Origin of the sequence: Rhodococcus sp. IEGM1428 (genome assembly GCF_050321865.1) — a bacterium.
Lineage (GTDB): Bacteria > Actinomycetota > Actinomycetes > Mycobacteriales > Mycobacteriaceae > Rhodococcoides.
Map to the genome: position 1 here is coordinate 1258936 of NZ_JBNQFW010000001.1, position 14769 is coordinate 1273704.

At 63.7% G+C, this 14769-nt stretch carries 14 protein-coding genes; 11 read left to right on the forward strand and 3 right to left on the reverse strand.

Annotation, left to right across the window (positions count from 1 at the left end; genetic code table 11):
* The 9 genes from nuoF to nuoN are packed head-to-tail and all read left to right on the forward strand — an operon-like array spanning position 1 to position 11666.
* The gene (gene nuoF / locus ACQR3T_RS05890) at positions 1-1302 is read left to right on the forward strand and encodes an NADH-quinone oxidoreductase subunit NuoF (protein WP_094618601.1); all 1302 of its coding nucleotides are present in this window, start codon (positions 1-3) and stop codon (positions 1300-1302) included.
* The gene (locus tag ACQR3T_RS05895) at positions 1299-3779 is read left to right on the forward strand and encodes an NADH-quinone oxidoreductase subunit G (protein WP_428692752.1); all 2481 of its coding nucleotides are present in this window, start codon (positions 1299-1301) and stop codon (positions 3777-3779) included. The genes nuoF and ACQR3T_RS05895 overlap by 4 nt, the downstream gene beginning before the upstream one ends.
* Positions 3780-3805: 26 nt before the next feature.
* Positions 3806-5086 (forward strand): NADH-quinone oxidoreductase subunit NuoH, encoded by a 1281-nt coding sequence (nuoH, locus tag ACQR3T_RS05900; RefSeq protein ID WP_052065157.1) that lies wholly within the window; start codon positions 3806-3808, stop codon positions 5084-5086.
* Entirely contained in the window at positions 5079-5624 is a 546-nt protein-coding gene (gene nuoI / locus ACQR3T_RS05905) for an NADH-quinone oxidoreductase subunit NuoI (protein ID WP_032377107.1), read from the forward strand. The genes nuoH and nuoI overlap by 8 nt, the downstream gene beginning before the upstream one ends.
* Positions 5621-6388, forward strand: a complete 768-nt coding sequence (locus tag ACQR3T_RS05910) for an NADH-quinone oxidoreductase subunit J (protein ID WP_032377108.1) — start codon at positions 5621-5623, stop codon at positions 6386-6388. The genes nuoI and ACQR3T_RS05910 overlap by 4 nt, the downstream gene beginning before the upstream one ends.
* Positions 6385-6684, forward strand: coding sequence for an NADH-quinone oxidoreductase subunit NuoK (nuoK, locus tag ACQR3T_RS05915; RefSeq protein WP_008717020.1), 300 nt, complete (start codon positions 6385-6387; stop codon positions 6682-6684). The genes ACQR3T_RS05910 and nuoK overlap by 4 nt, the downstream gene beginning before the upstream one ends.
* Positions 6685-6700: 16 nt before the next feature.
* A complete protein-coding gene (gene nuoL, locus ACQR3T_RS05920) occupies positions 6701-8572 on the forward strand; it encodes an NADH-quinone oxidoreductase subunit L (protein ID WP_428692753.1) in 1872 nt (623 codons plus the stop codon).
* Positions 8569-10107, forward strand: coding sequence for an NADH-quinone oxidoreductase subunit M (locus ACQR3T_RS05925; RefSeq protein WP_428692754.1), 1539 nt, complete (start codon positions 8569-8571; stop codon positions 10105-10107). Before nuoL ends, ACQR3T_RS05925 begins: the two co-directional genes overlap by 4 nt.
* Positions 10104-11666: an NADH-quinone oxidoreductase subunit NuoN gene (nuoN, locus tag ACQR3T_RS05930; RefSeq protein WP_428692755.1), complete on the forward strand. Its 1563-nt coding sequence runs from the start codon at positions 10104-10106 to the stop codon at positions 11664-11666. Before ACQR3T_RS05925 ends, nuoN begins: the two co-directional genes overlap by 4 nt.
* 10 nt (positions 11667-11676) lie before the next feature.
* On the opposite strand, the gene ACQR3T_RS05935 is transcribed toward nuoN, so the two are convergent.
* The gene (locus tag ACQR3T_RS05935) at positions 11677-12156 is read right to left on the reverse strand and encodes a DUF4188 domain-containing protein (protein ID WP_428692756.1); all 480 of its coding nucleotides are present in this window, start codon (positions 12154-12156) and stop codon (positions 11677-11679) included.
* Positions 12157-12233: 77 nt separating this feature from the next.
* On the opposite strand from ACQR3T_RS05935, the gene ACQR3T_RS05940 reads away from it, so the two are divergent.
* Positions 12234-12827 carry a TetR/AcrR family transcriptional regulator gene (locus tag ACQR3T_RS05940; RefSeq protein WP_428692757.1) on the forward strand — a complete coding sequence of 198 codons (594 nt, stop codon included), beginning with the start codon at positions 12234-12236 and terminating at the stop codon, positions 12825-12827.
* Here the strand turns inward: ACQR3T_RS05940 and ACQR3T_RS05945 are convergent.
* Positions 12821-13741: a YdcF family protein gene (locus ACQR3T_RS05945; RefSeq protein ID WP_428692758.1), complete on the reverse strand. Its 921-nt coding sequence runs from the start codon at positions 13739-13741 to the stop codon at positions 12821-12823. The genes ACQR3T_RS05940 and ACQR3T_RS05945 overlap by 7 nt on opposite strands.
* Before the next feature lie 137 nt (positions 13742-13878).
* On the reverse strand, positions 13879-14133 hold the full coding sequence (locus tag ACQR3T_RS05950; protein WP_032378219.1) for a hypothetical protein: 255 nt from the start codon (positions 14131-14133) through the stop codon (positions 13879-13881).
* Positions 14134-14191: 58 nt separating this feature from the next.
* Between ACQR3T_RS05950 and ACQR3T_RS05955 the strand changes: the two genes are divergently transcribed.
* Positions 14192-14722, forward strand: a complete 531-nt coding sequence (locus ACQR3T_RS05955) for a DinB family protein (protein ID WP_428692759.1) — start codon at positions 14192-14194, stop codon at positions 14720-14722.
* The last annotated feature ends 47 nt before the right edge of the window (positions 14723-14769 follow it).

A 14769-nucleotide genomic window follows, 5' to 3' on the forward strand; every position in this document is an offset into this window, starting at 1 on the left:
ATGGCCCTGACGCCGGTCTTGAGCGAGTTCTGGGACGAGAAGGACTCGTGGACTCTCGACACCTACCGAAGTCACGACGGATATGCGGGGCTCGAGAAGGCCCTCGCGATGGACCCCGACGACCTCATCGCCTTCGTCAAGGAATCCGGCCTACGAGGCAGGGGTGGTGCGGGCTTTCCTACCGGAACGAAGTGGAGTTTCATACCCCAGAACGACGGCAGAGAGCACTATCTGGTGGTCAATGCCGACGAGTCCGAGCCGGGTACCTGCAAGGACATGCCGCTGCTGATGGCGAGTCCGCATACGCTGATCGAGGGAATCGTGATCGCCGCGTACGCAATTCGTGCATCCCACGCCTTCGTGTACGTCCGAGGTGAAGTGGTGCCGGTGCTGCGCAGGCTGCAGGCCGCGGTAGCCGAGGCCTACGCGGCGGGCTATCTGGGAAAGGGTGTTCTCGGATCGAGTTTCGACCTCGAGTTGGTGATCCACGCCGGAGCCGGTGCGTACATCTGCGGAGAGGAGACAGCCCTGCTGGACTCGTTGGAGGGTCGGCGGGGGCAACCTCGGCTGCGGCCACCGTTCCCCGCAGTGGCGGGCCTGTACGCGCGCCCGACCGTGGTGAACAACGTCGAATCGATCGCCAGCGTTCCAGTGATCCTGCGCAAGGGAATCGAGTGGTTCCGGTCGATGGGCAGCGAGAAGTCGCCCGGTTTCACGCTGTATTCCATCTCTGGCCACGTCTGCCGTCCGGGCCAGTACGAGGCACCGCTGGGAATCACGCTGCGGGAGTTGCTCGGCTACGCGGGCGGGATCAGACCGGGACACGAACTGAAGTTCTGGACGCCGGGAGGATCCTCGACACCGATGTTCACCGGCGACCATCTCGATGTCCCACTCGACTACGAGGGCGTCGGTGCCGCCGGATCGATGTTGGGTACCAAGGCACTGCAGATCTTCGACGACACGACATGTGTGGTGCGAGCGGTGTTGCGGTGGACCGAGTTCTACGCACACGAATCCTGCGGCAAATGCACACCGTGCCGGGAGGGGACCTACTGGCTGGTGCAGATCCTCAGGCGCCTCGACGGTGGTACCGGTACCGAGGGTGACCTGGCCACTCTGCTCGACATCGCGGACGGCATCGCCGGAAAGTCCTTCTGCGCGTTGGGAGACGGTGCCGCCAGCCCCATCGTGTCCTCACTGAAGTACTTCCGCGACGAATACATCCGTCACGTCACCGAGCAGGGATGCCCGTTCGACCCGCACCGATCGACCCTGATGGCAGAGGAGCTGACGTCATGACGCTACCCCCGGGTCGTTCCGCGGGCTCCACTCCTGCCAGCCCTGAGCAGTCGGTCACCGGGGTCGAGATGGTGACATTGACCATCGACGACCACGAGATCAGTGTTCCCAAGGGCACATTGGTGATTCGCGCTGCCGAGTTGATGGGTGTGCAGATTCCGCGCTTCTGCGATCATCCGCTGCTCGATCCGGTGGGGGCCTGCCGGCAATGTCTGGTCGATGTCGAGGGGCAACGCAAGCCGTTGGCGTCCTGTACGACGACGGTGGACGACGGCATGGTCGTGCGTACTCAGGTGACGTCGGAGGTCGCGGACAAGGCACAGCGCGGGGTCATGGAGTTGTTGCTCATCAACCACCCCCTCGATTGCCCGGTGTGCGACAAGGGCGGTGAATGTCCACTGCAGAACCAGGCAATGGCTGCGGGCCGCACCGAGTCCAGGTTCACCGAGACCAAACGTACCTATCCCAAGCCGATTCCGCTGTCGGCCGAGGTTCTGCTCGATCGGGAACGTTGTGTCCTGTGCGCTCGGTGCACTCGCTTCGCGGCTCAGGTTGCCGGAGATCCGTCCATCGAGTTGCTCGAACGAGGTGCGGTGCAGCAGGTGGGCATCTTCGGTAACGAACCGTTCGACTCCTACTTCTCGGGAAATACCGTCCAGATCTGCCCGGTGGGGGCACTGACGAACACCGAGTATCGGTTCCGAGCCCGACCCTACGACCTGACCTCGTCGCCGAGCGTGTGCGAGCACTGTGCAGGAGGCTGCGCTCAACGTACCGACCACCGACGCGGCAAGGTTCTTCGACGTCTGGCGGGAGACGATCCCCAGGTCAACGAGGAATGGAACTGTGACAAGGGCCGCTGGGCGTTCCATTACGCCACCGAGCCGAACCGCATCACCGCCCCGATGATCCGAGACGAGTCGGGCGCTTTGATCGAGACGTCGTGGTCGGCTGCACTGGCGGCCGCAGCAGCCGGATTGGCCGCGTCCATCGGTCGTGCCGCGGTACTCGTGGGCGGAAGATCGACCCTCGAAGACTCCTACGCGTACGCCAAGTTCGCTCGAACGGTACTGCACACCAACGATATCGACTTTCGCAACCGTAGTCACAGCGCAGAGGAAGCCGACTTCCTGGCCGGTCGAATCGCAGGGACCGGGTTGGGAGTCACCTATACCGACCTCGAAAATGCGCCCGTGGTGGTGTTGGTCGGCTTCGAGCCCGAGGAAGAATCGCCTCTGGTGTTCCTGAGACTGCGTAAGGCGCACCGTACTCGGGGGCTGGTGGTGGCTTCGATCGCGCCCTGGGCCAGTCGAGGTCTACGCAAACTCGATGGTGTTCTGCTGCAATCGGTTCCAGGCGACGAGCCGCACTGGCTCGACGCATTGCACGTCGGCGATCGAGGCACCGAATCCATTGCCCAACTCCTCCGCGAGCCCGGATCGATCGTTCTCGTCGGTGAGCGGCTCGGCACTGTCTCCGGCGGACTGTCCGCAGCGTCGAAGTTGGCCGACGACACCGGAGCAAAGTTGGCGTGGATTCCGCGACGTGCAGGAGAACGCGGCGCGCTCGACGCCGGCACACTGCCGAATGTCCTGCCGGGCGGGCGGCCTGTGGTCGATGCGTCGGCGCGCGCCGAGGTGGCAGCCGTGTGGGGAGTGGCAGAACTTCCCGCTGACGTGGGTCGAGATACCGGCGCGATACTGGCGGACGCCGGTCCCGATCGCGTTCTGATCACTGCTGGAATCGACCCGGACGATCTACCCGATCCGCGCGCTGCGCTCGACGCGGTGGATCGATCGGCGTTCGTGGTCAGTCTCGAACTTCGACACAGCGCGGTCACCGAGCGCGCCGACGTGGTGTTCCCGGTGGCACCGGTAGTCGACAAACAGGGAACCTTCGTGGACTGGGAGGGCAGACCACGCGCATTCGACACTGCGCTCGGGGCAGGCGCGGTACTGCCCGATCAACGCGTTCTCGATGCCATCGCCGAACAGATGGGGGTCGCGCTGTCGCTACCCGACGCGGCTGCAGCGCGCAGTGAGCTGACCCGTTTGGGTGGCTGGAACGGATCGCGGATCGCCGTGGCCCGAGTGAGTCCGCGCGCGGAAACGCCGTCGCTCGAGCCCGGGGAGGCGATTCTGGCCACGTGGCGGATGCTCATCGATTCGGGACGGATGCAGGACGGCGAGGACGATCTCGCGAAGACCGGTCGCCCGCCTACGGTCCGACTGTCCGCAGCGACTGCGTCGACGATCGAGGCGGAGGCCGGTGACTGGGTGAGTGTCGAGACGGACGGTGGCTCGATCACGTTGCCGCTGAAAGTAACCGATCTACCCGACAACGTGGTGTGGGTACCGATGAACTCGCCCGGTTCCTCGGTGTACCGCTCACTCGGCGCGGAGTCGGGTGCGGTGGTCAGGCTGCGCAGGGCGGAGCCTGCACAGACGGTGGAGCCACGCGAAAGTGAGGCATCGTGATCGTCTCCGCGCCGACCGATCTGTCGATGTTCGGCACCGACCCGTGGTGGTTGGTGATCGGCAAGGCCTTGGCGGTCTTCGTATTCTTGGTTCTCACACCGCTCGTTGCGATCTATGCCGAACGCAAGATCATGGCGTGGATGCAGATGCGCGTCGGGCCCAATCGGGTCGGTCCGTGGGGACTGTTGCAGTCGCTGATGGACGGAATCAAGCTTGCGCTGAAAGAGGGAATCACTCCGACCGGTGTCGACAAGCCGATTTACATTCTGGCTCCGATCATTTCGGTGGTCCCTGCCTTCATGGCCTTTGCGGTGATTCCGTTCGGGCCCGAGGTGTCGGTGTTCGGCACCACGACTCCGCTGCAGATGACCGACCTGCCGGTGGGGGTTCTGTACATCCTCGCGGTCACCTCTGTGGGTGTGTACGGAATCGTCCTGGCCGGCTGGGCGTCGAATTCGACGTATCCGTTGCTGGGTGCACTGCGTTCGACGGCGCAGGTCATTTCCTACGAGGTCGCGATGGGCCTGTCGTTCGCTGCGGTATTCCTGTACGCGGGGACCATGTCTACGTCCGGAATCGTTGCTGCGCAACAGAACACCTGGTATGTGCTGTTGCTCCTGCCGTCGTTCCTGGTGTACGTGACGGCGATGGTCGGTGAAACCAACCGCGCGCCCTTCGACTTGCCCGAGGCCGAAGGGGAATTGGTGGGCGGGTTCCACACCGAATACTCGTCCTTGCGTTTCGCGATGTTCATGCTTGCCGAGTACATCAACATGGTCACGGTGTCGGCGCTCGCGACCACGTTGTTCCTGGGCGGCTGGCGGGCTCCGATTCCGTTGAGTCTGTGGAGCGGTGCCAATTCGGGATGGTGGCCGGTGCTGTGGTTCGTCGTCAAGGTGTGGGTGTTCCTGTTCGTCTTCATCTGGCTGCGGTCGACGTTGCCGAGGCTGCGATACGACCAATTCATGAACTTCGGCTGGAAGATCCTCATTCCCGTCGCTCTGATCTGGGTGATGGTGATCGCGACGGTGCGGGTACTCGGCACCGGTAGGTACGACGTGCCTCTCGTCACGTTCGTCGCGTCGATGATCTTCGCGGTCGCCGTTCTGGGTTCTCTGCTGCTCATGCTGCGAAAGCGTGCACGTATCCGGAACGTTCTGCCTCCGCCGCCCACCGAAGAATTCGATGCCGTGGCAGGCGGATTCCCGATTCCTCCCATCCCCAAGCAGGGCGCGACGATTGCGAGCCGGCACGCCGGTGCGCGGTCACACCCGGCCCGGTCACAGAAGGAGAACGCCGATGCCTGAATTCCTCGGTCCCATCGCCGGTTTCGGTGTCACCTTCGCCACGATGTTCAAGAAACCCGAGACCGAACTGTATCCGGAGGAGAAGAAACCGACCGAGGTTCGCTACCACGGTCGGCATCAGCTCAACCGATACGCCGACGGCCTCGAGAAGTGCATCGGCTGCGAGCTCTGCGCGTGGGCCTGTCCGGCCGACGCGATCTACGTCGAAGGAGCCGACAACACCGAGACCGAGCGATTCTCGCCGGGCGAGCGATACGGCGGGGTCTACCAGATCAACTATCTTCGGTGCATCGGCTGCGGATTGTGTGTGGAGGCCTGTCCCACAAGGGCTCTGACGATGACCAACGAATACGAACTCGCCGGTGACAACCGAGCAGACCTGATCTACGAGAAGGATTCACTGCTGGCACCGCTGGAGCCGGACATGGTGGCGCCACCGCACGCGATGGCACCGGGGCGTTCGGCCGAGGACTACTACCGCGGCACCGTCACCGGTGCCGAGAGCGAGGCCGACACCGATCGCGGTCCGGTGCGATGACTGCCACAGTGTCAGTCGCCCTCGAGGCAACCTCCACCGGTGAGGCGGTGCAATTCTGGACCCTCGGTGTCGTTGCGGTCCTCGGCGCTCTGGGTGTGGTGATGAGCACGAAAGCTGTCTACTCGGCACTGTTTCTCGCCGCCACCATGGTGGTGCTCGCGACCTTCTACATGGCGCAGGGGGCGCTGTTCCTCGGTGTCGTGCAGATCGTCGTCTACACCGGTGCGGTCATGATGCTGTTTCTTTTCGTCCTGATGCTCGTCGGGGTCGACACCTCGGAGTCCTTGACCGAGACGTTGCGAGGGCACCGTATCGCGGCCGTCGTCATCGGAATCGGCTTCGGGCTGTTGATCATCGGGGTGCTGCTGCGCGACTCGGCACGCGCCGGTCGACTCGATTTCGTCGGGCTCGACCTGGCCAACTCCACCGGAAACGTCGAAGGCCTGGCCGAGCTGATCTTCGTCGAGTACGTATGGGCGTTCGAGCTGACCGGAGCGCTGTTGATCACGGCCACCATCGGGGCGATGATCCTGGCGCACCGGGAGGCTCTGGGACCGGTGAAGGGTCAGCGCGAGATGTCGCAGGACCGGTTCCGCGACGGCTCCAGGGTGACGCCGCTGCCGAGCCCCGGTGTGTTCGCCCGTCACAACGGCGTGGATCGCCGCGCTCTGCTGCCGGACGGAAGCGAGTCGGAGTCGTCCGTCAACGCCCTGTTCGCCGATCGAGGGAGCCAGTACAAGGTGGACGGGGGTGACGAGCGATGAATCCCGAGAACTACCTCTATCTGTCGGTTCTGCTGTTCACGATCGGCGCGGCGGGAGTCATCGTCAGGCGTAACGCCATCATCGTGTTCATGTGCATCGAATTGATGCTCAACGCAGTCAATCTCGCGTTCGTGACGTTCTCCCGCATGCACGGCAATCTGGACGGCCAGTTGTTCGCGTTCTTCACCATGGTGGTCGCTGCTGCCGAGGTGGTGGTGGGCCTGGCGATCATCATGGCCATCTTCCGTTCTCGTCGCTCGATCTCGATGGACGAGAACTCTCTGATGAAGAACTGACGGGGGAGCAGAAACGATGTCGATCCTGTGGCTTCTCACGGCTCTGCCGGCGTTCGGTGCGGCCGTCCTACTGCTCGGTGGCCGGCGCTGCAACCCGTGGGGGCACCTGGTTGCGACGGCAGCAGCGGTGTCGTCGTTCGTGGTTGCAGCACTGGTGTTCGCCTCGATGCTCGGGCGTGACGAGTCGAACAGAGCGATCACCGAGACTCTGTTCCGCTGGGTTCCCGTCGACGAATTGCAGGTCGACTTCGGACTGCGCGCCGATCAGCTGTCGATCTGTTTCGTCCTGTTGATCACCGGAGTCGGGTCGCTCATTCACGTGTACTCGATCGGATACATGAGCCACGATGCGGAACGTCGGCGTTTCTTCGCGTACCTCAATCTGTTTCTCGCCGCCATGCTGCTGCTGGTGCTGTCCGACAACTTCCTCGGCCTGTATCTGGGGTGGGAGGGTGTCGGCCTGGCGTCGTACCTGCTCATCGGATTCTGGCAACACAAGCCGTCGGCCGCCTCGGCAGCTCGAAAAGCGTTCGTGGTCAACCGCGTCGGCGATATCGGCCTGGCGATCGCCCTGATGATCATGTTCGTGAACTTCGGGTCGGTGCAATACGACGTGGTGTTCGCCGGAATCGGGGATGCGAGTGAATCGGTGGCCACCGCGATGGCACTGATGTTGCTGCTGGCCGCCTGCGGAAAGTCGGCGCAGGTGCCGCTGCAGTCGTGGCTCGGCGACGCCATGGAGGGCCCCACTCCGGTCTCCGCACTCATTCACGCGGCGACGATGGTCACCGCCGGGGTGTATCTCATCGTCCGATCCGGACCGGTGTTCGAGGCGTCGCCGGCCGCCCGTGCAGCGACCGTCACGGTTGGTGCGGTGACATTGCTGTTCGGTGCCGTGATCGGTTGTGCGAAAGACGACATCAAGAAGGCGCTCGCGGCCTCGACGATGAGTCAGATCGGGTACATGGTGCTCGCGGCCGGACTCGGCCCGTCCGGCTACGCCTTCGCCATTGTGCTGTTGCTCTCGCACGGGTTCTTCAAGGCAGGCTTGTTTCTGGGTGCCGGCTCGGTGATGCACGCGATGAACGACGAGACCGACATGCGACGGTTCGGCGGGCTCCGCGCCGCGATGCCGATCACGTTCGTCACGTTCGGTCTCGGCTACCTCGCCATCATCGGAGTACCGCCCTTCTCCGGCTTCTTCGCCAAGGATCCGATCATCGAGGTCGCGTTCGCGGCGGGGGGAGCGGCAGGTGTGGTGCTCGGTTGCGTGGCGTTGCTCGGTGCAGGTCTGACAGCCTTCTACATGACTCGAGTGATGCTGATGACGTTCTTCGGCCCGAAACGGTGGGCAGCGCAGGCACATCCGCACGAAGCGTCGGCGACGATGACGGCTCCCATGATTCTGTTGGCCGTGGGCTCGGTGGCATCGGGAGCTTTCCTCGCGGTGGGTGGCCGCCTCGAGAGCTGGCTGGAACCGGTGGTGGGATCGGCGCACGAGGAGCACGCGATTCCTGCCTGGGTCGTCACTGTCACAGTTCTGGCAGTGGTACTCGTGGGCGCAGGCGTTGCTTACCGGAAGTACATCGCCCGAGACGTTCCCCCGACCCCACCCGAGGATGTATCGGTGCTGACCAGAGCCGCACGCGCCGATCTGTACGGCGACGCCTTCAACGAGGCAGCATTCATGCGACCCGGTCAAAAGCTAACGAGCACAATGGTATACGCCGATACAGCTGGTATCGACGCGGTCGTGGATGGGGTGGGGAGATCGATCGGCGGAGTGTCGAGTCGATCCAGGGGCCTCCAGACCGGTTTCGTACGGTCCTATGCGTTGGCGATGTTCGCCGGGGCCGTTCTCGTCGTGCTGATGGTGGTGGTCCTGTGACGATCCCCTGGTTGACCGTCCTGTGGGTTCTGCCGGTACTCGGCGCGATCGTCGTCGCCCTGGTGCCGGCGGATCGTCCGACGATCGCGCGTGGTGTCGCCGTGGGTTTCGCCATCGGCACACTCGCGGTGTCGGTGGTACTCGCGGTCGCGTTCGACTCCGGTGGCGATCGATACCAGTTCCTCGAAGACCATTCCTGGATAGCGGCATTCGGTGCGCGCTACACGCTCGGCCTCGACGGAATCGGTCTCGTGCTGGTGTTGCTCACCACCGTCCTGACCCCACTGCTCCTCGTCGCGGGCTGGAACGACGGCAGCCGCGTGGCGAACTACGGATCGCGCCGGGTCTCGCACACCTACATGGCGTTGATCCTGGTGGTCGAGTCGATGGTGATCGTTTCGTTCCTCGCCTTGGACGTACTGCTGTTCTACATCTTCTTCGAGGCGATGCTGATTCCGATGTACTTCCTCATCGGTGGTTTCGGTGGTACCGAGCGCACGCGCGCCGCAGTGAAGTTCCTGCTGTACAACCTGTTCGGTGGCCTGGTGATGCTGGCTGCCGTCATCGGGTTGTACGTCGTCACCGCCAGGGCGGGTGGCCCGTTCGACGGCGGTACGTTCGATCTGCGCACGATCGCGGACGCGGCGGCATCGGGCGGGCTCGGCGTGGATCCGGTAGTGCTCAACGCGTTGTTCCTCGGTTTCATGCTTGCGTTCGCGATCAAGGCGCCCCTGTGGCCGTTCCACACGTGGTTACCCGACGCCGCAGTGCAGTCCACCCCCGCAACGGCGGTGCTGATGATGTCGGTGGTGGACAAGGTCGGCACCTTCGCGATGCTGCGCTTCTGTCTCGAGCTCTTCCCCGAGTCGTCGCAGACGTTCGCCCCGTGGATCATCACGCTCGCGGTGATCGGCATCGTGTACGGCGCGATACTGGCGATCGGTCAGACCGACATGATGAGACTCATTGCCTACACCTCGATTTCGCACTTCGGGTTCATCATCCTCGGCATCTTCGCGATGACCGGCCAGAGTCAGGCCGGTGCCACGCTGTACATGGTCAACCACGGAATCTCCACCGCCGCATTGTTCTTGATCGCAGGTTTTCTCGTGTCCCGTCGCGGTTCGCGGGCGATCGCCGACTACGGCGGCGTCCAGAAGGTCGCGCCGGTGCTCGCCGGAACGTTTCTGATCTCTGGTCTGGCCACACTCTCTCTACCCGGTCTCGCCCCGTTCATCAGCGAATTCCTGGTGCTGATCGGCACATTCGGTCGATACGGCGTCGCCGCGATCGTGGCCACCGGTGCGCTCGTTCTGTCGGCGATCTACATACTCTGGCTCTATCAGCGGGTGATGACGGGGCCGGTCCGAGAGGGCAGCGAGAAGATCTCCGATCTCGTTCCCCGTGAGGCGTTGGTGGTGGTCCCGTTGCTCGCGTTGCTGATCGTGTTCGGGGTGTACCCGAAACCGGCACTCGATGTCATCACTCCGGCAGTGCAATCCACGATCGTCGACAGTGCAGGAGGTCAACGATGACCACTCCCGAGGTGCAGTACGGACTGCTGTCGCCCATGTTGATCGTCTTCGGTGTCGCGGTTCTCGGGGTCCTCGTCGAAGCGTTCGTGCCGATGCGGGCACGTCGTGGGGTTCATCTCGGCCTTGCACTGGCCGGTTTGGTGGCGGCTCTCGCGGCCGTTCTCGGGCTGGCGGGCACCGAGGCATATGCGATGAACGGGGCCGTGGCCATCGACGGCCCGACGCTGTTTCTGCAGGGAACCATTGTGCTGGTGGCAATCCCGGCCGTGGCTTTGCTGGCGGAGCGCACTGTCGCCTTGACCGGGGCCGGAACCGAGCGCCGCATCGATTCGTTCACTCCGCAAGCCTCGACCACTCCGGGCAGCGTCGCGGAGAAGGAGGCCATCGACGCAGGCGTTGCCCAGACGGAGGTCTTTCCACTGGCGATGTTCGCGATCGGCGGCATGCTGTTGTTTCCGGCGTCCACCGATCTGCTGACGATGTTCGTCGCGCTGGAGGTGCTGTCTCTGCCGCTGTATCTCCTGTGTGGTCTGGCCCGGCGACGGCGGCTACTTTCCCAGGAAGCGGCGCTGAAATACTTTCTCCTCGGCGCATTCTCGTCCGCGTTCTTCCTGTTCGGAGTCGCGTTCCTGTACGGCTATGCCGGTACCGTCGGATTGGACGGCATTGCCGACGCCATCGCCGCAGACGGTCAGGGAAGATCGCTCGCGCTGATCGGAACCGCACTGCTGGCTGTGGGTTTGTTGTTCAAAGTCGGTGCGGTGCCCTTTCATTCGTGGATTCCAGATGTCTACCAGGGTGCCCCCACGCCGGTGACCGCACTGATGGCCACGGTGACCAAGGTCGCGGCGTTCGGTGCGATTCTGCGAATCTTCGGAATGGCACTGCCCGGTCTCGAGTCGAGTTGGCGGCCGATGCTGTGGGTGGTAGCCATCGCGACGATGGTGCTCGGTTCGGTTGTCGCGGTGACGCAGACCGACGTCAAACGCATGCTTGCCTACTCGTCCGTGGCGCACACCGGGTTCATCCTCACCGGAGTGACCGCGCTGGGTAATTCAGGTGATGTGGGTGATTCGAGTGCCTCGGCCACGATGTTCTACCTGCTTGCTTACGCCTTCAGCACGTTGGGTGGATTCGCCGTCATCGGTCTGGCCCGAGACGAACGTGGTGAGGTGGGCGACCTGGAGCGGTGGGCCGGTGTCGGTCGACGCTCACCGCTCGTTGCCGCGGTGTTCGGACTGTTCTTGCTCTCGTTCGCCGGTATCCCACTCACCAGCGGCTTCATCGGCAAGTTCGCGGTGTTCAGCGCGGCCTCGGGTGCCGGGGGAGCAGCATTGGTCGTGGTCGGTGTGGTGTGCAGCGCGATCGCGGCGTTCTTCTACGTGAGAGTGATAGTGCTGATGTTCTTCACCGATCCCACGGACCGGACCGTCACCATGGTGCGGCCCACCGCATCGGTGTCGTGCGCGATCGGGGTCTCGGTGGTCGTCACCGTGGCACTGGGAGTCTTTCCTCAGCCCGTTCTCGATATCGCCACGCGAGCGGGGAACTTCCTCTAGCTCGTGGGGCCTACTTCGCAGACTTCATTCGCTGCTTCCAGGTGTGCGAGCCTGTGCCGATCGGGATTCCACCGATGGCTCCAGCGAGGCCGAACGACGGCATGTTGACGTAGATCGCTTCACTGTTCTGTGCTGTCGCCGTGTAGGTTTCGTGCCATACGCCGACGTGCCCGGTCGCGGCGACCGATCGGTTGAAGGCGCGCCAGGCGGGTGCATGTGGTGCGTCGGGATCGGAGGCGAATCGCGTCAGGTCTTCCGCGTTGCGCCAGTAGCTGACCAGCATGGTGGTGCGACCCAACCACGAGTGGTAGTCGAGCAGTCCTGAGGCGGGATCCTGCTCCAGATGGCTGAGCATCCGCGGCATCGCGCGCACCGCGGGAAGCCAGGAGCGAACGGCAAGGGGATTGTTGATGCGCATTCCGATGAGGAAGACCGTGACGGTGTCACGGTCGGCGTCGACCGTGCGGCGGCCGTCGATGATGGGTTGCATGACGTGTTCCCGTCTGTTCGGGGCAGGTGAACTTACTGTGACACTGTTATAAAACACCGTTGTGGTAAGTTCTGCAAGTGGCGAGACCCAGAATTCACGATGCCGAACTACGCACCCGGCTACTCGAGGCCGCGGCGGAAAGCGTTGCCCAACACGGCGTCGACTCGCTGTCTCTCCGTAAGCTGGCGGCCGCGGAGGGCACCTCGACCACGGCCATCTATTCGCTGTTCGGTGGTCGCGCCGAGTTGCTGGTCGCCCTGTTCGCTGCGTCGTTCTCGAGTTTCGGTGACGCGCAACGCAGCGTTCCCGTCACCGGCGACCCCGAGGTCGATCTACGCGAACTTGCCGTTGCCTACCGGCACTGGGCTCTGCACAACCCGCATCTGTACGCGGTGATGTTCGGCGGCGTACTGGGTTCGGTCGATGTATCCGAAGAGGCGCAACTCGCCGCCGCAGCGATGGACCCGCTTCGGGCCGCGGTAGCGCGCGCCGTCGAGGCCGGCACCATGAGCGGCGCATCGGTCGACTTGATCAGCCATTCGTTCTGGGCGATCGTGCACGGGTTGGTGTCGCTGGAGTTGGCGATGCCGACGAACCCCGACGACGAGATTCGTCGGGCGATGTTCGATGCCGGGACGGAGTCGGTGCTACGAGGGTGGACGCGTCAGTAGGTGCGCGGTATCCCGAGGATCTTGGTGGCGTCGACGGTCATGCCCAACCGTGCCGTCGGAGCGAGGGCAGGCAGATCCGGGAGATCGTCGGGAGTGGATGTCGCAGCACCGATCACGTCGGCACCGGCGATCTCGAAATCGGAGATCGCTCGCCGAAGGTGGCTGGGAGTTGTTGCGAGCAAAAGATTCTCAGCACCTATCTCTGCGGCCAGCGAGGTGGCGCGCTGCGCGTTCTGTACCGTCGAATTCGCGGTGGCCTCGGTATGAATGCGGTCGTCCGCGATCTCGTTGTCGATCAGCCACTTCTTCATCGCTTCGGCCTCGGTGATGCCGCTCTGCGGATTCCCGCCGGTGACGATGATGGGGGATTCGGGGGAGCGCTCTGCCACCGCGACGGCGGAGCGCAGCCGCTCGACCAACTCCGGGGCCATACTGCCGTCGCTGTTCAGGCCGAGACCGAGCACCACGATCGCGGTCCGCGGTCCGTCGGTCGTCGGCGCGAAGTCGATCGTCCGGGTCGCGGCGTCGTCGATGACGGCGATGGCTCGATCGACGGCGTCGGCGAGCGTAGGGGACAGGGTGCGTAGGCGGGCCGAGTGCTGTGCACGCGTGGCGGCATCATCGGTTGCGTTGGCATAGAACGTCTGCAGCGCTGCCACATTGGCATCGTTCGGTGCCGCGGCCGCAACGGCATCCAGCGCGGCGAAACCGGCGTCGTATCGGCCTTTGACCAGAGCATTCTGCGCATCGTTGTACTGCTGCGCGTCGGCCGAACGGACTGCCTCGGCGACGGTTGCGGGGGCCGACGCGTCGGGCTCGGCAACCGCGGTGATCGAGCCGAAACCGACAGCGAGCGCGGCGGCACAGGACACCACCGCAACGCGAACGGTCGGTCGTACTCGGCCTTGTCGCACTACTGACGTCCTTTTCGAGTGGTGACGGGTCTCCGCCACCCTAGCTCAATTCGGTGCCAGTGTGACTGGTGTGAGCAGAGTTGTTCGAGTTACACGAATGTACTTCTGAGCAGGTATTCGTCTGCCCGGCAGAGAAGTCACAGAGTGACGGGGGCGCGTCCGCGGTCGGCCGGTTCGATGGTCACCTCGGCGTCGGGAAGAAAGACTCGCTCGGTCGTGGTGGTTCCGTCGACGCCGTCGGTCACTGTCACCGCGACGCTCTCGGCAACCTGGCCCGCGCTTTCGATGAATCCGGTCGCGACACCCTCTTCGATGAGCAGATGATCACCCACCAGGAGAAGAAGCTCGTCCGCCGTCACCGTTCGTCTGCCGCCCACATCTTCGATAGTCATGAATCCCACCGTAATGCGCTGCGCTGCACAGTGCAGTTGCATGTTCGACAATCGGTGCATGACCGAACGGCGAAAGACATGGACAGCGCCCACACCGGAACCGGTCGACGGTCCACTCGTCGGTGACGACAGACCGATGCTCGAGGGAGTGCTGCGCTGGCACCGAGCCACGTTGCTGAACATCTGTGCCGGTGCCGATGCCGAACAGCTTGCGCGCCGTCCTTTCTCGCACTCGACGGTCTCCCTTCTCGGACTCGTCCGTCACCTCGCGAAGGTCGAACGCATCTGGTTTCGAGAGCGACTGGCTTCGATGTCGTTCGACCCGATGTACGACGCCGCGTTGGGTAAGGACTCCGACTTCCTGGGAGCGGCGGCATCGGGTGCCGAGTCGGACTTCGCGCGATTCGCTGCCGAGTGTGCGGCCTCGGACGTGGTCGCTGCCCGACACTCGTTCGAGGATCCGGTCGACTTTCGAGGCGGACCGATGTCACTGAGGATGGTCTACGTGCACATGATCGGCGAATATGCGCGGCACAACGGGCATGCGGACATCATCCGCGAGCAGATCGATGGAGTCACCGGCCGCTGAGGGCATACCGTAGACACACGATCAGGCCCACACACGGAAGAAGGTGT